At 42.6% G+C, this 21,988-nt stretch carries 24 protein-coding genes; 14 read left to right on the top strand and 10 right to left on the bottom strand.

Going from position 1 to position 21,988, the window contains the following annotated elements; genetic code table 11:
• Positions 1-46 precede the first annotated feature (46 nt).
• Positions 47-685, bottom strand: a complete 639-nt coding sequence (locus R8G66_21085) for a hypothetical protein (protein ID MDW3194882.1) — start codon at positions 683-685, stop codon at positions 47-49.
• Positions 686-762: 77 nt separating this feature from the next.
• Between R8G66_21085 and R8G66_21080 the strand changes: the two genes are divergently transcribed.
• The gene (locus R8G66_21080) at positions 763-1,698 is read left to right on the top strand and encodes a TIM barrel protein (protein ID MDW3194881.1); all 936 of its coding nucleotides are present in this window, start codon (positions 763-765) and stop codon (positions 1,696-1,698) included.
• A gap of 83 nt (positions 1,699-1,781) precedes the next feature.
• Here R8G66_21080 and R8G66_21075 read toward each other — a convergent pair whose 3' ends face one another.
• On the bottom strand, positions 1,782-2,243 hold the full coding sequence (locus R8G66_21075; GenBank protein MDW3194880.1) for a hypothetical protein: 462 nt from the start codon (positions 2,241-2,243) through the stop codon (positions 1,782-1,784).
• 232 nt (positions 2,244-2,475) lie between these two features.
• Between R8G66_21075 and R8G66_21070 the strand changes: the two genes are divergently transcribed.
• From R8G66_21070 to R8G66_21015, 12 genes are all read left to right on the top strand, one after another.
• Positions 2,476-3,855 carry a hypothetical protein gene (locus R8G66_21070; GenBank protein MDW3194879.1) on the top strand — a complete coding sequence of 460 codons (1,380 nt, stop codon included), beginning with the start codon at positions 2,476-2,478 and terminating at the stop codon, positions 3,853-3,855.
• Between the two features lie 319 nt (positions 3,856-4,174).
• Positions 4,175-4,921 (top strand): hypothetical protein, encoded by a 747-nt coding sequence (locus R8G66_21065; protein MDW3194878.1) that lies wholly within the window; start codon positions 4,175-4,177, stop codon positions 4,919-4,921.
• 32 nt (positions 4,922-4,953) lie between these two features.
• Positions 4,954-5,472 carry a hypothetical protein gene (locus tag R8G66_21060; protein ID MDW3194877.1) on the top strand — a complete coding sequence of 173 codons (519 nt, stop codon included), beginning with the start codon at positions 4,954-4,956 and terminating at the stop codon, positions 5,470-5,472.
• A 183-nt stretch (positions 5,473-5,655) separates the two neighbouring features.
• Complete coding sequence (gene ribA / locus R8G66_21055) at positions 5,656-6,246, top strand: GTP cyclohydrolase II (protein ID MDW3194876.1); 591 nt, start codon at positions 5,656-5,658, stop codon at positions 6,244-6,246.
• Between the two features lies 1 nt (position 6,247).
• Positions 6,248-7,147: a RibD family protein gene (locus R8G66_21050; protein MDW3194875.1), complete on the top strand. Its 900-nt coding sequence runs from the start codon at positions 6,248-6,250 to the stop codon at positions 7,145-7,147.
• On the top strand, positions 7,144-8,100 hold the full coding sequence (locus R8G66_21045) for a zinc-binding alcohol dehydrogenase (protein ID MDW3194874.1): 957 nt from the start codon (positions 7,144-7,146) through the stop codon (positions 8,098-8,100). The genes R8G66_21050 and R8G66_21045 overlap by 4 nt, the downstream gene beginning before the upstream one ends.
• Positions 8,100-8,465, top strand: a complete 366-nt coding sequence (locus R8G66_21040) for a 6-carboxytetrahydropterin synthase (GenBank protein MDW3194873.1) — start codon at positions 8,100-8,102, stop codon at positions 8,463-8,465. Before R8G66_21045 ends, R8G66_21040 begins: the two co-directional genes overlap by 1 nt.
• Positions 8,455-9,459, top strand: a complete 1,005-nt coding sequence (locus R8G66_21035; GenBank protein MDW3194872.1) for a glycosyltransferase family 4 protein — start codon at positions 8,455-8,457, stop codon at positions 9,457-9,459. Before R8G66_21040 ends, R8G66_21035 begins: the two co-directional genes overlap by 11 nt.
• Positions 9,460-9,470: 11 nt before the next feature.
• A complete protein-coding gene (locus R8G66_21030; protein ID MDW3194871.1) occupies positions 9,471-10,178 on the top strand; it encodes a class I SAM-dependent methyltransferase in 708 nt (235 codons plus the stop codon).
• Complete coding sequence (locus R8G66_21025) at positions 10,175-10,954, top strand: methyltransferase domain-containing protein (GenBank protein ID MDW3194870.1); 780 nt, start codon at positions 10,175-10,177, stop codon at positions 10,952-10,954. The genes R8G66_21030 and R8G66_21025 overlap by 4 nt, the downstream gene beginning before the upstream one ends.
• An 8-nt stretch (positions 10,955-10,962) precedes the next feature.
• The gene (locus R8G66_21020) at positions 10,963-11,817 is read left to right on the top strand and encodes a glycosyltransferase (GenBank protein MDW3194869.1); all 855 of its coding nucleotides are present in this window, start codon (positions 10,963-10,965) and stop codon (positions 11,815-11,817) included.
• A gap of 18 nt (positions 11,818-11,835) precedes the next feature.
• On the top strand, positions 11,836-12,609 hold the full coding sequence (locus R8G66_21015) for a sulfotransferase (protein ID MDW3194868.1): 774 nt from the start codon (positions 11,836-11,838) through the stop codon (positions 12,607-12,609).
• 15 nt (positions 12,610-12,624) lie between these two features.
• On the opposite strand, the gene R8G66_21010 is transcribed toward R8G66_21015, so the two are convergent.
• The 5 genes from R8G66_21010 to R8G66_20990 form a co-directional block, all read right to left on the bottom strand.
• A complete protein-coding gene (locus tag R8G66_21010; protein MDW3194867.1) occupies positions 12,625-13,473 on the bottom strand; it encodes a sulfotransferase in 849 nt (282 codons plus the stop codon).
• Positions 13,470-14,906, bottom strand: a complete 1,437-nt coding sequence (locus R8G66_21005) for a lipopolysaccharide biosynthesis protein (GenBank protein ID MDW3194866.1) — start codon at positions 14,904-14,906, stop codon at positions 13,470-13,472. The genes R8G66_21010 and R8G66_21005 overlap by 4 nt, the downstream gene beginning before the upstream one ends.
• The gene (locus tag R8G66_21000; protein MDW3194865.1) at positions 14,903-15,637 is read right to left on the bottom strand and encodes a CDP-alcohol phosphatidyltransferase family protein; all 735 of its coding nucleotides are present in this window, start codon (positions 15,635-15,637) and stop codon (positions 14,903-14,905) included. The genes R8G66_21005 and R8G66_21000 overlap by 4 nt, the downstream gene beginning before the upstream one ends.
• Positions 15,638-15,701: 64 nt before the next feature.
• Entirely contained in the window at positions 15,702-17,420 is a 1,719-nt protein-coding gene (locus R8G66_20995; protein MDW3194864.1) for a sulfatase-like hydrolase/transferase, read from the bottom strand.
• 213 nt (positions 17,421-17,633) lie between these two features.
• Positions 17,634-17,852 carry a hypothetical protein gene (locus tag R8G66_20990; protein ID MDW3194863.1) on the bottom strand — a complete coding sequence of 73 codons (219 nt, stop codon included), beginning with the start codon at positions 17,850-17,852 and terminating at the stop codon, positions 17,634-17,636.
• Between the two features lie 214 nt (positions 17,853-18,066).
• Here R8G66_20990 and fabF point away from each other — a divergent pair, with 214 nt between their 5' ends.
• Positions 18,067-19,314, top strand: a complete 1,248-nt coding sequence (gene fabF, locus R8G66_20985) for a beta-ketoacyl-ACP synthase II (GenBank protein MDW3194862.1) — start codon at positions 18,067-18,069, stop codon at positions 19,312-19,314.
• 663 nt (positions 19,315-19,977) lie between these two features.
• Here the strand turns inward: fabF and R8G66_20980 are convergent.
• The 3 genes from R8G66_20980 to R8G66_20970 all read right to left on the bottom strand — a co-directional run bounded on the left by R8G66_20980 (position 19,978) and on the right by R8G66_20970 (position 21,943).
• Positions 19,978-20,313, bottom strand: coding sequence for a zeta toxin family protein (locus R8G66_20980; GenBank protein ID MDW3194861.1), 336 nt, complete (start codon positions 20,311-20,313; stop codon positions 19,978-19,980).
• A gap of 355 nt (positions 20,314-20,668) precedes the next feature.
• Positions 20,669-21,013 (bottom strand): dihydroneopterin aldolase, encoded by a 345-nt coding sequence (folB, locus tag R8G66_20975; protein MDW3194860.1) that lies wholly within the window; start codon positions 21,011-21,013, stop codon positions 20,669-20,671.
• A 9-nt stretch (positions 21,014-21,022) separates the two neighbouring features.
• On the bottom strand, positions 21,023-21,943 hold the full coding sequence (locus R8G66_20970; protein MDW3194859.1) for a DivIVA domain-containing protein: 921 nt from the start codon (positions 21,941-21,943) through the stop codon (positions 21,023-21,025).
• Positions 21,944-21,988: the final 45 nt, after the last annotated feature.

Genomic DNA, 21,988 nt, shown 5'->3' with positions numbered 1-21,988 from the left:
GCGACGATCATCTTAGTCGGATCAATCATTCAAATTGTTCTCTGAATTAATCCAATCCATGCTTGTTCCGGAATCTGCGAGAACTGAATATATCAGTAGCTTTTTTCCTTAATCCTTTTTTAATGGCTTTTTCCATCATGACCTTAAGCATGTCAGGAGAAATGTCTGGATGGTCTATTACCATTAGTTGAATGATTGGATTGCCCTTTTCAACAATTGCTTCAAATAGTGATGGGGTCAATCCTTCTTCTAGCAGGCGTAGCCTTAAGGATTCCGAAGGTTCGTCTATGACACCTGGACTTTTAAGGATTCTTGGATCTTTGTAGCGCTTACTGAATTCAAGTAGGGATTCTATTTTTTCGACCAGCGTCAATCGGTCCCTAGTTCTAAATTCTTCCAATACTTCTTCCCAGTTGCCTTCGCCATCAATTCTGTTTGTCTGAGGATTGAATACTTCCAAACAAGGGATGAGTTTCACAATAAATTCACCCTCAGGGTCACATTCAGGCTGCCATGACATGTCCAATAACAAGTTGGCATGTTGATGATACATCAGCAATAAAGTAGGACTGTCAAAGTAGTGCATCATTGCTTCATTGGGATCAACCTCATAGAATTGATGCCAATCAACCTTCCAGCCTGTGGGTACGAGAAAGCGTTGAAGTGATATGTCGGAGTTGCTCAAGTGTCAATGATACAAAATGAAGACCTCAAACGCTTTCCTGAAAGACAACAATTCCAATTTTGATTAACTTTCTTCCCATGTCATCTCGAAGAATTTTTGTCAAACAAGCAGTAGCGTCTGCAGCTACCTTATCAGTCATGCCTTTTTCCAACCCTCTTTTCGGACAATCCAATGCGGTCCGGATTTCATTGGCACAGTGGTCTTTGAATCGTGCGATCAGGGCAGGTGAGATCAACGCAATTGATTTTGCTGCCATTACTCGTAATACTTATCAACTGGATGCCGTGGAGTTTGTGGGAAGCTTTTATCGCAAACAAAAAAATGATCAGTCATTCTGGAGCGATATGTTGGTGCGCTCCAAATCCGAAGGAGTGCAAAACCTGTTGATCATGATTGATGAGGAAGGTGATCTGGGAAATCCTGACGAGAATGCCAGAAAAGCGGCGGTAGAAAATCATTATGGTTGGGTAGATGCTGCCAAACGATCAGGCTGTCATTCTATTCGAGTCAATGCGTTTGGAACTGGTGAAAGGTCCGTAGTGAAATCCGCATTGATCGATGGCATGGGGCGCTTATGTGAATACGCAGCTAAGGCCGGCATCAATATCCTCATTGAAAATCACGGACTTTATAGCTCCGAAGCCAATTTGATGGTGGAAGTGATCAAAGCAGTTGATTCACCCTACATGGGAACATTACCCGATTTTGGCAATTGGTGTACAAGTGAGAAGTGGGGTGGTACCCGTGATGATAGTTGTAAGCAAGTTTATGACCTGGTAGGAGGTGTCAAAGAATTTATGCCCTACGCGAAAGGCGTGAGTGCCAAGACCTATGACTTTGATGAGGCAGGTGATCAACCCCGCCTGGATTATGTGCGTTTATTGAAGACCGTAAAAGATGCAGGTTATCAGGGTTACATCGGGATCGAATACGAAGGGGAAAACTTGTCCGAACCGGAGGGTATCCGGGCTACTAAGCAACTGATTGAGAAGGTGTGGGCTGAATTGGATTAGTCCTTCTATTAGTATTCAATAGAATCCAACAAATACTCCCTCGTTGTTTTTAGTCGTGAATTCCCAAATTGATTTGGCAAATGTCAAAACAGGTATAAGTAGCCCATACTACGGTTGATTTGATCCTCATTCAATGGATATTGATAAAGATCATCATAAAGTTGTTGAGCCAACGGCTCAATGTCAGGTAGTGGGAAGGGTTGATTATCGATGATCTGATTAATTTTTTGCGCATCAGTGAGCTGGTCGGATTCAGCAACAGCATCTCCACCATATTCCTTTTGATAGGTTTCAGGATAACATTCTTGCATGGCAACAGCCCATGCAACCACATGTCGGTAGGCGTATTCACCTTGTTCGGAAGAAACTTCGATCGTAGTGCCATCTCCACTCATGCCAGCATCGTGCGTATGACCGTCATAAAGTTCGTAAATATCGATACCCGAGTTCCGTAGCGCAGAGAGCGTTCGCCAACTTACGCCATATGAAAGAACGACGCTATCTTCATTCTTTTCTCCAAAAGAAGCGGTGATGTAATGGCTCATAATGGCGATTTCGAAATAATAGTATGTCCAATTGGTGGATGAATAACAATTCTTCTTATTGCTGGTAATCTCGGGGTTAGATGAGTATTGGTATTATCCTAATGGAATTTAGGGTGATTCTAAGGAATCATGAAATTATCTACGTTTTCATACGATTTATCTGAAATATTCCTTCGATATACTTAGAATTAGGTATTGTAAATCAGTCCTAACTCAAACTATGTTTGTCTAAATGAGTTACAGCCCAGTAAAAATTATATTTCTAGCCATCTTACTCTCCGGTAATTTCTTGCTTTCTGCGCAAGATTATGCGGAGGTGAAGTTTGATGGAAAGTCCATAACTACGGATCCGCTGCCTTACGGGCAGAAGATTAAAATCAAAGGTGATGCGAAAGGTGCGGATTCTGTAGTGTTCATTTTAAGAGACTTGGATCGACCATTGGATGATGATATTAAGAAACAATGGACACGATCGAAAGAGGATGAAACAGAGTTCGAGATCAATTTCGATACACCATTGAGGTTTAAGACAAACTACGATTTCAAATATTACTTCTTTAAGAAACTTTCTGATGAACAGGTCAATACTTTACTGGAGGAGTTATCCAAAGTAGCTGAGGGTGTGTTTGTCGCAAATGGTCGAACAACGATTCCTGCACAGGACGTTCTTGCCAAACTAAAGGAAACAAAAAGCGTCATTGAAGATGAAGTTAAGGTAAAGGAGTTTTCCAATGATTTGGCAGAGGTATTGTCAGGAAATAGAACGCTCTTAAACGCCATACAAGCTTCTGAGTCTGCTAAAAAGAATATGGAGACTGAAAAAACAGCTATTGGTACCCAACAGATCGCAGGTACTAAAACCATAATGGATCTTATTTCAGAATTGGTTGCGGACAAAACCATAACAAAGGATAATTATGGATCAGCGCATACGGAATTGATCAATAGTTCTGATGTACAGTCGCTAGCTGATGGCGCAAAAGGAACTGCTACTTCAGCGATCAACGCGAAGACAAGACCGATCAGAGACTATCTCGGTTTTTATTTCACCAAAGTTGATGAAGACAAAGTTATTGAAGAGCAGAAAGGTATTTTGGGCGCAGAACTTCAGGACGTGGCTTACAATGGATTCTCTGAAGGACTGACGGATGTAACTACAGACCTACAGGCGGTTATGGTGGGGACTTCATTTGGTTTGGCCAATGTGTGGTTAAATGCAGGATCAAGAGAGGCTTCCGATGTTGATTTGTTCAGCTACTTCGCCTTCAAGTTCTTTTTCGCTCCTGTAGACAAAGGACTTAAGAACGCTTATGTAGGCAATCGGTTTTTTGACCGGTGGTATTTTTTGGTGGGAGTTGTAACCTCAGAAAATTTCAAATTCAAAAATCAGGACCTACAAAATACAAATCTTGGTGTTAAGCCGGTTGTGGGTTTCGGCAGAGATTTTAATCGATTCATTAGCATAGAAGGAGGGATGGTCTTTTATGATCAACCTAATGTCAGTCCTGCCATTGAATCGGCTCGTTTAAAAGGAAGCTTTTTTCTAGGGTTAAGCTTTGATGTGGACATCATCAATGCCTTGAGTAAGCGAGATAAATATTACAGCAAATAGCCATGATAGAAAATATTAGCGTCGATAATCGCCTCAAATGTGGGGAGTCTTTTAAAGTGTCAATACGATATAGCGTTCCAGGTGGTACCGGTCAAATTTGTATCGGATTGGAATCAGGGGTGCCATGTACTTTTCAGCCTTCGGGTTCAACACAAGTCTGCAGGGCTGTTCAATGTGCAGACGGCAGTTCGTGCACAGTTGAAATGGAGTTGAAGTTATCTTGTACCCAAGGATTTGAAAGTCCTATTGTATTGCTTGTCTCTCTAAAAGATCAAAATGGGAATGAAATTGATAGATGGAAAAAACCAACTTTTATCACATGTTAAAAACATTTAAAAGTTTATTAATCCTGCTGATCTTTCTAGGACTCCTATCCTGCGAAAAATTTTTTGAACTGGAAGACCCCTATGAGGAAGTAATTGCAGATGAAGTGCTATCCATAAAACCTGCGAATGACGGGGATACTTTAGCCATGGTTGCTGATGGACTGGACTTTAGGATGTTTAAGGTTACGCTTGGTGATCGTGCAGAACCAGATCAAACGGTAATGCTTTCCACAAACCTTGGAGTTTTGACGCAGGTACCTACGACAGATACAAGTGCAGCTACTACTGAATTGGAACTATTGATCAAAAGCAGAGAAGCAGAGTTTATTTATACCGCACCACTTGATTTCGATCGAGACATTTTGATCAGTGCTGAACTGCAGGAGATTGTTCAAACTGTGGCTATTGGTGTTCAGGCGGCGTTTCCTGATTCACTGTACCTGACTGCAAGTAGCTTTGAGTCGAATGTTTCTCAGGATGTTACCGTAACATGTAATTTCCTAAGGTCCGTTGGGACGACTTCCAATGGGTTGGAAGTTATTTTTGAGCAATTGAGCCCTCCTGTATCGGATGATACGGTAAAGGTGAACTTTGCTCCGATCGCACTGTCCAACGAGGGCAAAGCTTCGGTCATACTCGATAACATCAATGATAGCACTGGTGTGGTTACACTGAGAGCATCACATGCGAGTGAAGGACTTTTACTTGCCGATACTGTATCCATTGTCTTTACAAAATAGCCATGTTGAGAACATTCATCTTCTGCTGCCTGTTGAGCTGGACAATCTCCGGGAATGCGTTTGATTTAAATGATGCTGCAAATGTGAGTATCGTTGGAGCTGGAGGAGGCGGAGGAAAGATTAAAGAATTCTTTCAGAAGTGGCAAACCGTAAAAGTGAATGCTACGAAAAGTGAGTTCAAAAGCTATAAACGATCGCAGCGGAACCTCAGGAAAATTCGAAGACGTTTGAATAAACTTTCAAATGGTTCAAAACAACGCAAAATCGATAGGATCAAAGCGTGTGTGCAGGATTACAGAGGCGAAGACTATACAAAAGTTACAAAATTAAATGAGCGAAATGCTACAACTTTCGACTTTTCCGTTTTTATAGGATTCAACTCGCTGATGACCAAGATCGAGCGGCAAAGTAAAACATGGAAATTAAACGAAAAGAAAGATTTTCGCCGTAGAAAACACATATTGGAAGTCGATCTAAGTTTTATTGGATTTCCAACACCGGCCCAACTTGAATTGATTAATGATACGCTTTTAATTCAATGGCTACGCTGATCTCAACCATCTTCTAATCAGTTAAATTGAGTATTATATCAAAATAAATAATTCACCGAAACAACTTTTGATCTAAGCCTGCTGTAAAGGCAGATATTAAAGATATATTTCTAGTTGCAATTGAGCCGCTGGTTTTAATTTATACATAAATATCTGCTTACTGTGTTATCCACAACCATGACCATGAGACCTAGTGTTTCCACTGAATTGCCAACGGAATATGGTACATTTTCAGTGAGAGCGTATCCTTATGAGGTAGAGGCCATGCCCAATTTGGCGCTTGTAACACCCAATCTGGATGTAAGTCAACCTGTTTATGTTCGGGTCCACTCCGAATGCATGACCGGGGATGTATTTGGTTCATCGAAATGTGATTGTGGTGAACAATTGGATTTTGCTATGAAGTGGGTCCAAAAACATGGAGGGATCATTGTTTATTTAAGACAGGAAGGAAGAGGCATTGGACTGGTCAATAAATTGAAAGCATACAACCTGCAGGCCGATGGTTTTGATACGCGAGAAGCAAATCTGGCATTAGGATTCCATGAAGATGCCAGAGATTACACCGCTGCCATTGAGATCCTGGAAGATATGGAGGTCAGTCAAATCAAGTTATTGACCAATAATCCTGAGAAAGTCGATGCTTTTGATGGTACTTCCATAGCGGTTGTAGATCGGGTGCCTGTGGAAATTCAACCGAAAAAAGAGAACTTAGGGTATTTAAGAACCAAAAAGCACGACATGGGCCACATGCTGAGCTCCGATGAATTGTAGAATGAAGATTTGGGATGCCCTTTTGTCGATCAAGGAACAATTCACGAATGCTGCTCAGTTTCCTGCTACGATCTCTATTTACTTACGACAAGATGTTGAAGTCTCCTTCGAATACAACGAAGGAGCCGATCTCTATTTGGAATTTGATGTTGAAAAGATAACCCAAAACCATCCTTTTGCAGGGGGATTTCAACAGCTGCGTATCAGAGATGAAATGGGTTTATCTCCAGAAGAACAGCATTGTCTGACACTCTATTTTCCATATACGACTTTACCCTTCTTTGGCTCAAAACAGGGAAAGTGTTTTTCTATCTCTCACTTTGCGCAGACACTGGATGGAAGGATTGCCTCATGCACCGGTGATAGCAAGTGGATTGGGAATGAAGAAAACCTAATCCATGCACATCGCATGCGTGCCTTGTGCGATGGTATTTTGGTTGGCGCCAATACAGTAGTCACTGACAACCCTCGGCTGAATGTTAGAAAAGTGAATGGCGCTGACCCCATTAAAGTGATCATTGGTGATGCCCCTGAATTCAGCGAAGAACAATATCATGCGATAGGACCAGAAACCTTGATTTACAAGAATCAAGCTGTTTTGAATGGCAGTTCATCTTCCGAAGAAATAAACCTGCAGGACGTATTGATTGAACTGAGCAAAACAGGTATTTATTCTGTTTACATTGAAGGTGGAAGTTTCACTACTTCGTCCTTTATTCAACAGCGACAGTTGGATCAGGTTCAGTTGCACTTTGCGCCGAAAGTATTAGGTGCTGGGGTGAGTTCCTTCAGTTTTGATGGAGTCAATCAGGTGGAGGATGCGATCACGTTCAGTGAAAGTAAGTTTGTGCCCATGGGTGATGAAATCATGTTTGTTGGAAACCTTACCTACGAATCATGAAGTCTGTCGAATTGTGGCATGATCTTCAAAAAAGCTGGCTGGAACCGAGTGAACTGTCTTCACCATCGGAAGATCAGCTCTTGATTCGATCGATGTATTCCTTGATCAGTGCAGGTACCGAAAGGGTTCTTACCAACCAAATGCTCGATCCTGAACTTGCCCATAAGATGGCGGTGTTATATCAAAAAGGGACGTTGAGTCAGCGTTTCACGTACGGATATTCCTTGGTAGGTGAGGTGATCAGTGAAGGAAACCTCAATGGGAAATATGTACATGTGATGCACCCTCACCAGGATGTCGTCCTTGTCAAGCGTGACGATGTGCGTGTCCTTCCAGAAGGAATGGATCCTAAACTGGCTACCTTGATCAGTAACATGGAAACAGCTGTCAATGCAGTTTGGGATGCACAAATCGAGTTGGGAGATCGTGTATTGATCCAGGGCTACGGCACCATTGGGGCGCTTGTAGCTAGTACATTACAGAAACATCCTGGCCTGAATTTGCATGTACATGAGATAGATCCGCTAAAATCAGATTTGATTGCTGCACATGGATTGGGCTTTTACGATGGAGAAGAAAAGGAATTTGATGTGGTTTTTAACACAACCTCTTCCGAGCAAGCGTTGAAGGATGCATTTCGATTGACACGTTTAGAAGGTACAGTTATAGAGTTGAGTTGGTATGGGAACCGCCAGGTGAACCTGTCATTAGGTGAGAATTTTCATTATGGCAGGAAGCGCCTTATCTGTTCACAGGTAAGCCACATTCCCTACAGAAAGCAGCCAATATGGAATTACAAAAACCGGAAAGATCTGGTCATTCGCTTATTGCAGGAAATCAACCCAATCTACTTGCTGGGAAACGAAATCAATTTTCAGGACACCCCTGAATTTTACGATAAACTCCGTGCTGGAGAAATAAAGGAATTAAGTACTATCATTAACTATCGCTGATGTTTACAGTAACCGTAAAAGACCATATCATGATCGCTCATTCTTTGCCTGATCCATTTTTTGGACCAGCGCAAAACAAACATGGAGCCACCTATGTGATAGAGGCCACTTTTATGAGCAAAGATCTCAATCATGCCAATGTGGTAATTGATATCGGAGAAGCCACAAACATTACCAAAGAGGTGTTGGGTAAACTCAACTATCAGGACCTGGATGAGATGCCAGAGTTAAAAGGAATATTGACCACTACTGAATTCCTGGCGGCCTACATTCATGGAAAGATCAAAGCACAGATTGAGCCACATTTGCGCTTGAAAATCGAATTGTTGGAGTCCCACGTGGCTTCTGCGAGCTATGAAGCTTAAAGACAAACAACTGGTGATTTTAACCACTCACTTTGGGACCAATTTTTCAGGTGGTTCTACAGCCACTTGTGAGATATTCTCCAGACTTGAGCAGGAATTTCGAGGGGTAACCGTCATCGGGACACAACTAGGAGTACATCCATTCAAATCACTGAATTTTGTCAAATACAATAACTGGAGAGAAGCGGTAACATTCGTCAGACAATGGATACAACAAGAGTCCGTTTTCTATGGGGATTTCTACAATGCTTTTTTGTTTTTACTGGCCAGGGTGCCCTTCTACTTCACTTATCACGATAACTGGCCGGAGATGAGACAGTTTGGGTTAAAAAACAGGATACGGTCCTTGTTTTACACCACTGCCTACATTCGGATATTTCGGAGCGCAAAACATGTGTTCTCAGTATCTCACCATAAAGCGGAATTCATTCGGAAATTCACTGATCGGGTGTCTGTAGTGAGAAATGGTTTTTCTTCAATCAAGGCACCAACTACGGAGAAAACCTCCAATGTGCTCATGGCGGGAAACATTGATCAGAGAAAGTATGCAAGGGCATTGGACCTTTTTCGCCTGCTGAAACAACAGGGGCATATAAAGGTTCAGATACATATTTTTGGACGAGTCAATGATCAGGTCCTGGCGGATGAATTGTCTCGGTTCAGTTTTGTAAGGATCATGGGATTTCAAGAACAAGTTCCCTACGGTGATTATGCATTTTTGCTGCATACTTCCGTCATGGAAAATCTCCCCATCACCTTTTGTGAAGCCTTACATAATGGACTACCAGTGTTAGCTTTCAACGTAGGAGGATCAGCTGAAATCATTGGAGCGAATCAGGGAATTTTGGTGCCGCCTTATTCGATAGAAAGGCTTGCTCATGCGTTTGTAGAGATGAATAAAGCCAACGAAGCTGATTTTCAATGTCAGGTACCAACTGAGTATTCCTGGGATGTTTGTAGTAAGGAATACCTGAATATCATTAGCACCACATAAATCATTAATAAATGGATCAGGCACTGAGCATGACCGAACAAATTAAAATCAAGAACTGGTTCGATAGCAATTACAGGCGATGGGGATTCACCTATCTGCGTCCATTGCAGGCTTACCAGATTTTCGGAGGTATTTTGAATCCATCTAAAGGAGATACCCACTTAGATGTGGCTTGTGGTCTGGGCCTGTTACTCAAAGTGATGTCTCAGCGCGGTGCGGTTTGCAATGGCGTTGACCTTTCGGAAGAAGCGGTCAGGCGGGCGAAAGAGTATTGCCCGGAAGCGAGCATACAGGAAGCAAATGCAGAAGCTTTACCCTTTGCTGATCAGACCTTTAATACCATTTCGTGCATTGGTTCTATGGAGCGTATGCTCGACCGTGAAAAGGCTCTCAAAGAGCAAATGCGTGTGCTGAGAAGCGATGGAAAAATTTGTCTGATGGTCCGGAATTCGGAACACTTCTTTTGGAAATACTTTTGGAAACCCCTTGGGATCCAGAATAATAAAGGCCACCAGGATGCACTGAACCTGGAGGAATGGACTGAATTATTCGCTGGAGTAGGGTTGAAGGTAGAGGCGATTTATCCCGATCATTGGCCATATTACAAGGTGATCCGATTTTTGAAGCCAAAGCGCATGATCAATTTCTCCAAAGTGCTCAGGTTCCCTTTCAGTATTCGGGGAGCCTATGAATTCATTTTTGTACTGAAAAAAGCATGAGCAACGTCTCTCAACTGTACGATACCCTGTTCAGTTTTGAGTCTAGGAAACGTAAGGGCGTTTACCCCATTCACAAATCCCTTTATCTGGATGATCGCTATGCTGATCTGCTCGATTGGTTGATGGATCAGGTCAAGTTTTCTCCTCAGGATAGGATCTTTGATGCTGGGTGTGGGACAGGCTATAGCCTATTAAAGCTGGCGCGAAACGTAGGTGTATCAGGCAAGGGAATTTCATTGTCTAAAGAGGAGGTAGCCTTTGCCAGGCAACAGTCTCAGCAATTGGACTTAGAGCGGCAGATTGCGTTTGAGGTAGCGAGTTTTGATAATCCCATTGCTGAAAAATACGATAAAGTGCTGGCCATTGAGTCTATTAAACATGTTGGTGATATCGAAGTTGTTCTTGATAATCTTACTGAGAGCCTGGAGACTGAAGGAACATTGATCATCGCCGATGATTTTGTTTTAGAAGATGTGAACGTTCAACTAAAACAGCATAAAAGGTTTTGGCAGGTCCCCGGTTTCGATAAGAGAGAGAGAATGGTGCTGTGCCTGGAGCAAAAAGGTTTTTCAGTAAAACAGGTGGACCTTTCCAGTTACGTAACCAAGCGGGCAAAATGGCTTTTAAGTACATTAATATTTTTGGTCGGATTGATGCTGTTCTTTTCTCCAAATCAGCATCGTTTAAAGTTTGAGATTTATCTTGGTGGGCTGATATTAGAGCAACTCTATAATCTTCGGCAGGTCGGGTATTTTGTCTTGATCGCCGAAAAATAGGCGCAAGCATGAAATTGATTGCCACATTGACCACCATGCCATCACGGATTGCATATTTGGAACCCGTATTACTTTCCATTTTGAATCAGTCCATGCCACCGGATGAAATCCATTTGCAATTGCCCAAACACTGTTTGAAGGAAGGTTGCGGCTATGATTTGCCTGATTTTATCGGTAAGTTTTCGCAAGTCAAGGTGTTTGAGCATGATCAGGATTTTGGCCCTGCAACAAAATGGCTGCCGGCATTGGCTTATTTAGCAGGTGAGGAGGTCATGCTCTTGGTCATGGATGATGATTGTCATTATTCTACTGAAATGGTGGCCAATCTTTATGAATTTTTCCAGAAAGACCCGCATCAGGTTTACTGTTCTACAGGAGGCGTACTTCAGGGGCAAAAAATCCGTCGATTCATGGTTCATGAGGAACTCCAAAACAATGCATTGACCGTAATCAGGAATAACAAGTCCCCTTTAGCGGTAGATACGGTTCAGGGGTTTAGTTTGATCCTTTTCAACCCCAACCTGGTTCCTAAAGAACTCATTGAATCGCTTCAAAATTCAGCACTAACCCAGTTGGCCGATGACATTGTGCTATCGGCGATTTTTGAAAAAGCAAGAATCAATCGGATTCAAATTGCCCCCTATCAGGTGCCCCGCCCACTGGATCAAGCAGAGATCAACCCGATCCATGGGGAGGGTCGATTGACATTCATGTCGATGAACGCATTTCAATGGGCACAACGGGCATTATCAGTTTGGGAAACACATGAGTTTGATGCTGAGCCAAAAGAACCTTTTATTCAATCGTTGAAGCAGCGGCTTGCTGTATTCAAGAAGGTCATAAGGAGAGTAAAGACGTGGTAGATCAATCAATCGGTGTATATGAACTATGCCATCATTGTTTATCAGAATGCGTTGAAAAAAGCCTTTTCATCTAAAGTAAACAACAAGTACCTTTTCGTTCTCGAAGCTACGCATGGAGGAACGACGGAGCTTACAGAGTTGCTTTCCACGTCTGAACATGTTTCGTCAAATAATTATTTACATACGCGCGAAGGGCAATTGCTGCCTACAGTAATCGATCACATGTTTACTCATGGGCAGCAGTGGGAAGAAGACCTTGAGATTGACTGGCATTTTGTGAAGCAGGAATGGCGGAAGTATTGGGATGTCCGAAAGTGTGTATTACTGGAAAAAAGCCCTACAAACTTATTGAGAGCGCGAGCCATTGAAGCTGTTTTCGAACCTGCCTATTTTCTCGTTTTTGTCAGAGATCCATACGCTCACTGTGAAACATTCATTAGGAAAAATGACTTCACACCCAGGCAAACGGCAGAATTTGTGATTCGTATGTTGAAAGTGCAACAGAGAAATCTAAAAGAATTGGATCGAGCTTTGTTGCTTCATTACGAAACACTGGTCCAGGATCCTGAGACATTTAAAAAGCGACTAACTGCATTTCTTGGAGAGCTGAGTGATATCGAAACGGGCGGGATTTTTTATGCCCATAATCATTACCAACAGCCACTGGGACTAAAAAACTTCAATCAGGAAAAAATTGATCGGCTGAGTGCTTCAGCTATTTCGGAAATCAATGAAGTGTTTGGGGTAAATGAGGACTTGTTGCAGTACTTTGGTTACCGCTTACAATCGTGATAGTGTCAAATGTTCCTAAGCAAGTGAAATTCCAAAATCCCTCGTAAACAGCTTATTAGCAGGCGCATAAAATTCATCCAACAAGTCTTTGGATCGATCATTGGTTTCTTTTTGGGGCGCTACGTTGTATTTCTGAGTGAGAATATTGGCATAATCATGCGCAGGTAAGCCTAGAAATGAAGTGACTTCTTGTAGCAATTTATGGGCATTCTCAGGTGCATCCAATTGGTCCTTGTGTATGATGAGAAACTGCCCCTCTCCGAAATGTCGTGTCCATTTGGTGGCCAGTTCATGGTAAAGGCCTTGATGCAATAATCGGATGGGTTCATTAGAGTGATAGTTGTCAATTTCTTGCTCCACAAATGCGGATAACTCACCGATATCATATCCTGGTCGCCCTTCACGGTGGAACCGCTGGAACATGTTGTAGTGAGAGATGAATCTTTCGGTGGGGTTTCGAACCAGGAAAATGATCTTCACTTTGGGTAAGAGTGCCTTCACTACCTTCGGGTCAGCTGCATGATTATAGGTGGCAGAAGCTTCGCCGGTAACATGCTGGATACCATCCTTGACGTCCTGCTCGATCACCGTATCAATGACCTTTCCTTCCGGTGATAACTTGGCCCAGTTCAAGGTGACTGATTGCCTGTTTTCCTTCATCGGGAAATTCCTCAGGTATCGCGGAAAAGTCAGTGTTGCTCTAATTAATCCCAGGTGATTGAAAAACATGGGCTCTTTATAGGCTCCTGGTAGGATGTTTGGATGATCGATGAGGTATCGGAACATCGAAGTAGAGGCACATTTCACCCCACCAATAATGATGAAGTGGGGGCGCATTCTTTTCCAAAATCGATCGATCGTCATGAATTGAACATATTTGTGATTCTGGAAATGGACAGGTTTTTCCTTTCGATTAATACAATGATCATAAGCGCGACCATGAATTGCAGGATACCGATAATACCATAGGCCCAATCCATTTTCAACCCTATCCAACAGACACCAGTAATTAAAATACTCGAAGCAAGGACCATAATGATACTTGCTTTGGCACTATTAGGAATTTTCAATTGATAGAAAATGATGTAGCACAAAAGTAGTTCTACGGCTGATGCGATGGACATGCTGATCAATGCATACGTGATCCCTCCGATGGGAATAAGCCAGAGCATGAGAGTGATCATCACCGCGGCATTCACAAAAGTGAATAAGGAGATCAAGCCGGTTTTACCTTTAAATGCCATGGCAAGTCTTGGGAGTTTTACCAATGCTTTAGGCAACAAAATAAAGATCGCCATACTCATGAATGGGATGATGCTCAAGTATCGTTCATCAGAGATGATCAGCTCCAGGTTGAAGCCGATCAGCATGACTGCAGAAGAGGATAATACCGAAATAAGGGTGAAATTCCGATCCAAACCCATCAATTGAGATTTGTTTTCCTGAGGGTCGTTAAGATAAGTGAAGAACATGGGGCGGATGGCAGTGGCCAAGGACTGTGAGATCAGTAAGGAAACCCCAAGTATATTGAGCAGTAGCGTATATATGCCCAGATCATGAAGTGTAAGGTATTTTTCTAGAATGACTCGATCCCCAAAGTTGATGACCCAATTGATGAAAACTGAAGGGATCATTGGAAGGCTGACGGCCAGGCAACCTTTCAGAATGTCATAATTGACGTGGAAAGTAAGCGACTTTCGGTTCAAGAATAACAAAACCACAACAACCCCAGCATTCGCGATCAGGCCTCCCAGGACGGAACCCATCACATTCAATTCCATGAAAACGATCAGGAAGAATTGTAATCCGGAGCTTAAGACAAGCAAGCTAACCGAGTAGATACTCAATTCCTTCAACCGATAGGTGTTCTTCAGCAAGACAAAATAGACCAGATGGACCTGTGTTACCAGTCCGGTCACCAAAGTCATGAGGCCTAAAGGAAAGAAATCTAACTCGGGAATCTTGAAAAAGTACTTGAATAAGACCGGCCCTAAAGCCATAAAGAACAAGAATGAGATGAACGCGAGAATGATCGTCGAGGAAATTGCGGTTTTTTCGAAAGCATCCTTTGCTTCGGTTTTGAAGAAATGGACGCCTACACCAATGTTCATTTGAAAGGCGCCTAAAATGCCATAAGCCGCTGCAAAGACATTGAGAATGGAAAGGATACCGTAATCTGCCGGAGATAGGAAATTAATGTAGACTGGAAGCAAGAAGATCTTGATGCCAGACGGAAGCATGCCGAGAATTAAGTAGACCATGGCCGCTTTCTGCGGCGAATTACCATTGAATTTCATGCGGCTGATTTGCGGTCGTAATGTTGTTTCAGCCCTCCGATGAGTGACAAACCAAATGATAAAACAATTAACACAGAGGCCACAAATAATAGCTGTTTAGCAATGGACTCCTCAAGAATGAAAGCTAATGACAAACTGAAGAAAAAGATCACGGCGATGGTAGCCCTGAATCTTTTAGGAGGGAAACTACTAACGGATGGGACCCAGAAAAACAACAACTGATAGGTATATCGAAGACTTCCGGGGATCAGTATCCACCAATCCACATTGCCTGAATAGAAGTGGATCCAGGAAAGCAACCAAACCAGTTGGGCATCTACTTCTGTATCCAGTTTTTCTCCTTCCGGACTACATTGATTCAATTTTCTAGCAACAAGTCCATCGACACCATCCAATAGAATCAACACGGTGAATGCAATGAATAGGGCCAGGTCAGATAAGGCATGAAAGGTGTAGCACAGACCGAGAATTCCGATCAGTCTGCCGGTAGTGATCAGATTAGGGTATCCAAATCGAAAAGGTTGAAAATCACGTACTTTGATGGATTTATTGATGTCCAGAATCAAAAGGGTCAGTGACATGCCGACAAGTCCCAGCCAGTAGGGATACAAGCTTGAATAAGTAAAGACGAATAACCCTAACAGGTTGATCAGCGAATGCGGATAGATCCATCGCCCGCTAAACGTGCTGGAACTCATGGTTTGCCTGATCCATGGATTACGTAATGCCATGCTTGACTTATTTTTCTGACTCATGGTGCGTAAAAGGATTCAAAGTCGGGATCGATATCATGGGTTATAGTTGGATCCCTTCAGTTTCATAGTCCGGCAGGTTTTCGTATGAATGGGCATAGTTTTTTGCAAATACATTGAGAAAGATAGAATACAAACTTTCATGACGGACATTTGTTTCTAATTGATCAAGGTCTTTTTGAAATCCATAGTGACTAAACTCGTTGATGAATGCCTCATTTTTACTAAAAATATGCACCGGTGATTCACGCCCATGGATTTTTTCGTCACTGAGGAAGGGAGGTTGATGATCACCGATTAGTAAGAAAATGTCCTGGTCTGAACCGTGGCGAGTGATGAAATCCTGGATTACATCAAATTCATATTGAATGGCATTGGCATAGTCCGCTTGCTCCGGGTTGGCCAGAAAACCGCGGTGGATATGTTCTTGTTCTGATTGATTATTTAGTGACTTCCAATCTTGTTCAAATTTCGGAGTGATAAAAGGGCTATGTGAGTTTTTGGTCAGATAGAAATACGTGAATGGACCCGGCTCTTCTTTTTTGATCAGGTCCATCATGAAATTCATACTGTATTGATCAGGGGCGCAGGCCCCCCAGCCGTACTCATCTCCATTGTAATTGATGTCCTCATTCAGGATCCATCGATCGATCGCATAAAATTCCCGCATTTCATCATACGGCACATTGATTCCGACAATTGGGGTGATTGGATTGAGGTTATAGTTTTTATACCCCATGTTTCTGAACAAATGCAACAAACTATTGCTTTGTCGGAATATGGGATCATTAAGGTGATTCTCAAACAAGGTGTTGTTGTTCATTTCATAGCCGTAGAGCACAGAAGAATATGCCAGCCAGGATTGACCACCAAATGCAGTGGAAGTGGAATAGATCGAATTGGAGTAGTAGCCATGTTTGGCCAGTTGCGAATCAAAGTTTTGATAAGTCTCGAGCGAAGCTTTCCTTAAAGCGGGTTCTTTGAAATAATAGGCACCATAGGATTCGATGAAAAGGAAAAACACATTAGGTCGAGTGCCATTCAGCGTTAAGCTAATTTCCTTTCGTGCCTTGCGGTACCTACTCCCGAATTCCTGTCTGGAAAGTTGTAGGTGTTCGCGACTTCTTTTCAGGTTGATCCATAATTCTACTGCAGTAAAGTGGATCCGCATATAGATGTCGCCCGGATATAATGGGTAAGTACCTTTCATGTTGAGGATCGATCGGAACATGATGATCATCCAAATACTTGCTGCCACCATGTAGAACCAGGTAAGTTCCTGCTGGATGTTGTTTACCAACATCATTTGTATGAAGTAATCCAAACTTATTACAAATCCGATCAGAAGTGCCGCGAAGATCAAGACCTTAAACGGTGACTCATGCCAGACGATGGAAATTCCATTCTTCAGCAATTTCAGGTCGTTGAACAGGACAGGCTCGGTGTGATAAGTCCTGCGCATCGCATATTGGTAAATGTTGAAGATCAGCAACAAAAAATAGAGACCTGTGATCAGCGCATGGAAGGACGAGAGGTCTACAATTCGAGAGAGTAACAGGATCAAAGAAAACTCAGCTACAAATCGAAACATGTCGCAATTCTGGCTTTCTGTTAATCCCAGGTTGTTTCCTACTCTAAAGTCTCTGAGAATAGGAAAAAAATCACTCTCCCTGGCATAGAAAATGTAATTGATGACAAAATTCAGGCTGTTCAAAGCCAGGAATACAGACCAGAATAGAATTTCGGTTAACCAGAGGCCCATGGGTAAATATAAGCAACGATTACCCGTACAATATTTAATGCTGGTAAGTTGCTTAACTCATAATTTTTTTGAGGAAAAATTTGAATGAATAGGGCTGTAAAGTGAACTCAAAGTGGTTCACCGCGCCTTTGATAGGCAATCGAGAACCGAGAAGAATTAGGTGTTAATAAGCATTTGAAGCATTCGTGGCCACTAAGGGATTCTGATTGATCCTTACTTTCCTCGATTACGAAAAACCCGCTGCAGGTTTTTAGGGTCCAGTTGTTGATAATCCGATTCCGTGGCAATGAGATCGTGGAGTTCTTCGTGTGAAAAAGTAAGTCGATCTAGAAGATTGGTCACATTGATCTTCTCCAAAAAGAGCTTAGACTCTTCATCGAGAAATTGCAACTTATCGTAGTTGTTCAATACAACTTTAGATTTCTCAATCACAGAAGCGGTGGTTTAATAGACACTCATTCCAATGTCTTTGACCAAAATAGTCAAAGATTTCTAGTTACTAACGAGGATCATTCGAAAAATGGTTGAAAAAAGATCAATTCTTTTTCCACAGATAATTCAGAACTTTTTCTTCATGAACTCGTGTTAGCGAGAACAAATGACAAAGACTGAATCCTTAGTTTTGCCCTAATTTTTGATACCTAAAATGGAAAAAAGAAGAGTAGTAGTTACTGGTATGGGTGCTTTGACGCCTATCGGAAACAACCTATCGGATTTTTGGGAAGGATTAAGCACCGGGAAATCAGGTGCGGCTCCCATTACTTATTTTGATACCACCCCGTACAAGACAAATTTTGCTTGTGAGCTCAAGGGATTTGATGTGAAAGATCACCTGGATCGCAAAGAAATTCGTACCAATGATCCATACGTACAATATGCGCTGGTCAGTACCAAGGAAGCCATCGAGGATGCAAGACTTAACTTCGAAGAAGTAGATCCGTATCGAGTCGGTGTGATCTGGGGTACCGGAAACGGAGGAATCCAGTCGTACTACAACGAAGTAGTGGATTACATCAAAAGTGAAACGGTACCACGTTTCAATCCCTATTTCATTCCCAAGATTATTCCGAACATGGCTTCCGGAGTGATCTCGATTAAATATGGCCTGAAAGGGGTGACTTTTACACCGATTTCCGCCTGTGCCACAGGAAATACCGCCATCATCGAGGCCATGAACTACATCCAATGGGGTAAAGCAGACATGATCATCGCGGGAGGATCGGATGCAGCCATCTGTGAGCCCGGAATTGCAGGATTCAATGCCAGCAAAGCCTTGTCCACCCGTAACGATGACCCGGAGCATGCTTCTCGGCCTTTTGATAAAAACAGGGATGGTTTTGTGATGGGAGAGGGTTCAGGGACCTTGATCCTGGAAGAGTTGGAACATGCACAGAGACGTGGAGCCAAAATTTACGCGGAAGTAGTTGGTGGTGCGATGACCAGTGATGCTTATCACTTGACCGCTACCCATCCAGAGGGAGAAGGTGCGAAACGGGCAATGATATTAGGGCTGGAAGAAGCAGGATTGACCATGAATGATGTGGATTATGTGAACATGCATGCGACATCAACCCCATTAGGAGATATCAGTGAGCTACAAGCTCTAAATGGGGTGCTAGATGGACCTTCGCCCAAGGTCAGTGCGACCAAATCCATGACCGGGCATTTGCTGGGTGGCGCAGGAGCCATTGAAGGCATAGCCAGTATTTTGGCTATCAAAAATCAGTTTGTACCCCCGACCATAAATACCACTGATCTGGACGAGGAAGTCCCCGAGAACCTGGACATTGTTATTGGAGAAGGGCAAAAAGCCGAAATAAACGTAGCCATCAGTAACACTTTTGGCTTCGGAGGCCACAATGCTATTGTGGTCATGAAGAAGTTTGACTCATAGAGTCGATGCCTAATTGGGCGAGTCATGCCGGCGGCCGGCGATCCGGTTTTCGTTGACCTACCTTTTCAGGGTCAACGAAAGACCGGTATCTCTTTCACGCGCTTTATCCTGATTGAGGATTAGTGTCAGTACATTAATCTGAATCTCTTTTGACGATCTCGGAGGGAGTTTCAATTACTTTCTTTCCGTGACTGTCACACTGAGGCCCTCGAAGTGTGAGGTCTTCGCCATCTTGCCAGCAAGGCAGGAAGTGTGACGGTTAAGTAAGTTTTCACCCTTCACCTCCCCGTGTCGGAGGTATCTCATCCGGAGGAATAGCCACCACTTTCCCGTTCTCAGAAACGATCAATGGAATGTTGTGCATTTCTTAAAAGCCATCAGTTTCTCATAGGACTTTTTAAGACCAAGCTCTACTTGCTTTTGCAATTCTTCAAGATCTCCATGGTAATCTTTTTTGAGAGCGTTCCATGTTAACTGGTCCTGAATCTTCAATTCAGACCCTGCACCTCTTGCAATAAAGTTAATGTGATTTTGAGTGTTGTTTGTTAATATCCATTCATCTACTAACGGAATGTAAATGTTGAAAAAATTAATCAATCCTTTCTCGAACCTTCTTTCAATAATATCAGGAGGAATATCATGTCCACCTTCTGCAACCCTGGCTTATACCCTCGACTTGGCTAATTCAATGGAGTCTAACGCCAGGAATAACAGCGTTACCGAATAACCCAAAGTTTTGGCCTTCTTGATCATGGAAGCATAGGATTCGGTGGAAAGCGTCGTTTCAAAGGCAAAGGAACTCCCTGCTTCCATCAATTCCCGAATTCTAGATAGCATGAGTTTACCGGCCCTGATATTGGCCTTTCCGGGATTCAGAGGAGAAAGTCCTTTCGCAATTTCATCGGCACTAATGAATTCATCCGCATCAAATATTTCAGGAAGTATGATGTAAGAAAGAGTGGTCTTTCCAGCACCTTTCGGTGCCGAGATGATGTACATGTTTTTCATCTGCTCGAAGATAGTAAGCGGTGCTATAGCTTTTTGATCTCCTATTCACTAAGGACAATCTCATTTAAATGGACTAAATGCTTTATTGAAGTAATTGAAACTTTTTATCTATCAAATCCCCCTTCACCCCCTTTTAAAAGTGGGAATATTGGTGTTTCCATTACTTCAAAATTGAAAAAACGATTACTCTGCTCAACATCCTCTTTCTCAGCCAAAGTTTGTGCCCTCATAAACTTCCCTACAGTAGTACTAAATGAAAAACCTCAAACCAAAAACAACCAAAGCAGAAATACTTTCAATGAGTACGGATAAATATGAGATGACTCCCGAAAATTATTAACAGTTACTAAACCGTAACTTCCGCTTTATCACACCTTCCATTGATCGGAGGGTTGAATTTGGTGACCGTTACATTGACTTGTTCGATCTGAGCAAATTTGGCTTTAATCTGATCCCGAATAGATACAGCAAGGTGTTCCAAAAGGTTGGCAGGCTTATCCATGACTGTTTTGACAATCTCATACAGCTCAGCGTAATCAATGGTATTATCCAATTGATCATCAGCTACCTTATCTTCAAAAGGATAATCAATGGTCAGGTCGACTTCAAATTTGTTGCCTTTGACGCGTTCTTCTTCATACACGCCGTGGAAGGCAAAGAATTCCATGCCTTTCAAACTGATTTTACCCATGATATTGAATTACAGCGTATCGAAGAATGATCCACCTTCCTCGTCTTCCTTGGTGGCTTCGGGAGGAGGCAATACGGTTTTTCGGACTTTTAGCTTCGGCTTTTTCGGCGTGGTATCCCCGTTTTTTTGCGCTGGAGATTTGGTCTCGACCTTGACAGGCTCAGGAGCTGGTACAGGTTCCGGGGTAGCAGCTACGGGCGCTTCTTCAGCAACTGGTTCTGGTTTTTTTGGTTCTTCTCTGGATTTCAGGAAGGATTCTAGTTTCTTGCTACTGTCTGAATCTTTTGGATCGAGAGAAGGGATCTTTTCCGCCACCGGAGGATTGATTTCAAGTTTTTGATCCTTGATTCGTTGTTCCGATTCACGAACCATGCTTTTGACCCGCTTCATGTGGTCTTCTACCTTGAATGGCTCAGACTGACGGCTACTGCGATCCAGTCTTTCCATGATGTCAGCAGACAAGATCTTCAACTCACCGAGTAGATTATCACGTTGATTTTCAATGGATCTGTAGTTCTTTTCCAGGTCCTTTAAAGCCTCCTGCATTTCGTCGATCATCTCTTTGGCTTGTAATTCTGCTTGTTCGATGATCGCACTGGCCTTGCTTTTTGATTCACGCATCAAAGCCTCTGCATTGATTTGTGTTTCTTTCAAATGCAGCTCTGCCGCTTTATTGGCCTGTTCTACCAGATTGGCTCCTGTATCTTCAGCTGTTTTCAGGGTCTTGAATAGAGAGTTTTCCACTTCGCGAAGTTTCTGCACCTCTTTCTCAGCCTGATCTAGCTTGATCTTGTATTCTTTATTTTCATCCAGTACTCGTTCCCATTCGTTCGAAAGGGATTGTAAAAAAGCCTGCACCTCATCTTTGTCGTACCCACGAAGCTTTTTTTCAAATACTTTTTGCCGTATCTCTATTGGCGTTATTTTCATTTGTCAATCTCTTACAAAAAGGCCGCTTACCTACCGCAAAGTGAA

Source organism: Cytophagales bacterium (assembly GCA_033344775.1).
GTDB lineage: Bacteria > Bacteroidota > Bacteroidia > Cytophagales > Cyclobacteriaceae > JAWPMT01.
Note: the sequence above shows the minus strand (reverse complement) of the source record. Positions and strands in the feature narration are given on the sequence as shown.

Excerpts from the sequence above, each read along its gene's own strand:
- R8G66_21080 (MDW3194881.1), top strand. The coding sequence starts at position 763 with ATGTCATCTCGAAGAATTTTTGTCAAACAAGCAGTAGCGTCTGCAGCT.
- R8G66_21075 (MDW3194880.1), bottom strand. The coding sequence starts at position 2,243 with ATGAGCCATTACATCACCGCTTCTTTTGGAGAAAAGAATGAAGATAGC.
- R8G66_21070 (MDW3194879.1), top strand. The coding sequence starts at position 2,476 with ATGAGTTACAGCCCAGTAAAAATTATATTTCTAGCCATCTTACTCTCC.
- R8G66_21065 (MDW3194878.1), top strand. The coding sequence starts at position 4,175 with ATGTTAAAAACATTTAAAAGTTTATTAATCCTGCTGATCTTTCTAGGA.
- ribA (MDW3194876.1), top strand. The coding sequence starts at position 5,656 with ATGAGACCTAGTGTTTCCACTGAATTGCCAACGGAATATGGTACATTT.
- R8G66_21050 (MDW3194875.1), top strand. The coding sequence starts at position 6,248 with ATGAAGATTTGGGATGCCCTTTTGTCGATCAAGGAACAATTCACGAAT.
- R8G66_21045 (MDW3194874.1), top strand. The coding sequence starts at position 7,144 with ATGAAGTCTGTCGAATTGTGGCATGATCTTCAAAAAAGCTGGCTGGAA.
- R8G66_21040 (MDW3194873.1), top strand. The coding sequence starts at position 8,100 with ATGTTTACAGTAACCGTAAAAGACCATATCATGATCGCTCATTCTTTG.
- R8G66_21035 (MDW3194872.1), top strand. The coding sequence starts at position 8,455 with ATGAAGCTTAAAGACAAACAACTGGTGATTTTAACCACTCACTTTGGG.
- R8G66_21030 (MDW3194871.1), top strand. The coding sequence starts at position 9,471 with ATGGATCAGGCACTGAGCATGACCGAACAAATTAAAATCAAGAACTGG.
- R8G66_21025 (MDW3194870.1), top strand. The coding sequence starts at position 10,175 with ATGAGCAACGTCTCTCAACTGTACGATACCCTGTTCAGTTTTGAGTCT.
- R8G66_21020 (MDW3194869.1), top strand. The coding sequence starts at position 10,963 with ATGAAATTGATTGCCACATTGACCACCATGCCATCACGGATTGCATAT.
- R8G66_21015 (MDW3194868.1), top strand. The coding sequence starts at position 11,836 with ATGAACTATGCCATCATTGTTTATCAGAATGCGTTGAAAAAAGCCTTT.
- R8G66_21010 (MDW3194867.1), bottom strand. The coding sequence starts at position 13,473 with ATGACGATCGATCGATTTTGGAAAAGAATGCGCCCCCACTTCATCATT.
- R8G66_21005 (MDW3194866.1), bottom strand. The coding sequence starts at position 14,906 with ATGAAATTCAATGGTAATTCGCCGCAGAAAGCGGCCATGGTCTACTTA.
- R8G66_21000 (MDW3194865.1), bottom strand. The coding sequence starts at position 15,637 with ATGGCATTACGTAATCCATGGATCAGGCAAACCATGAGTTCCAGCACG.
- R8G66_20995 (MDW3194864.1), bottom strand. The coding sequence starts at position 17,420 with ATGGGCCTCTGGTTAACCGAAATTCTATTCTGGTCTGTATTCCTGGCT.
- fabF (MDW3194862.1), top strand. The coding sequence starts at position 18,067 with ATGGAAAAAAGAAGAGTAGTAGTTACTGGTATGGGTGCTTTGACGCCT.
- R8G66_20980 (MDW3194861.1), bottom strand. The coding sequence starts at position 20,313 with ATGTACATCATCTCGGCACCGAAAGGTGCTGGAAAGACCACTCTTTCT.
- folB (MDW3194860.1), bottom strand. The coding sequence starts at position 21,013 with ATGGGTAAAATCAGTTTGAAAGGCATGGAATTCTTTGCCTTCCACGGC.
- R8G66_20970 (MDW3194859.1), bottom strand. The coding sequence starts at position 21,943 with ATGAAAATAACGCCAATAGAGATACGGCAAAAAGTATTTGAAAAAAAG.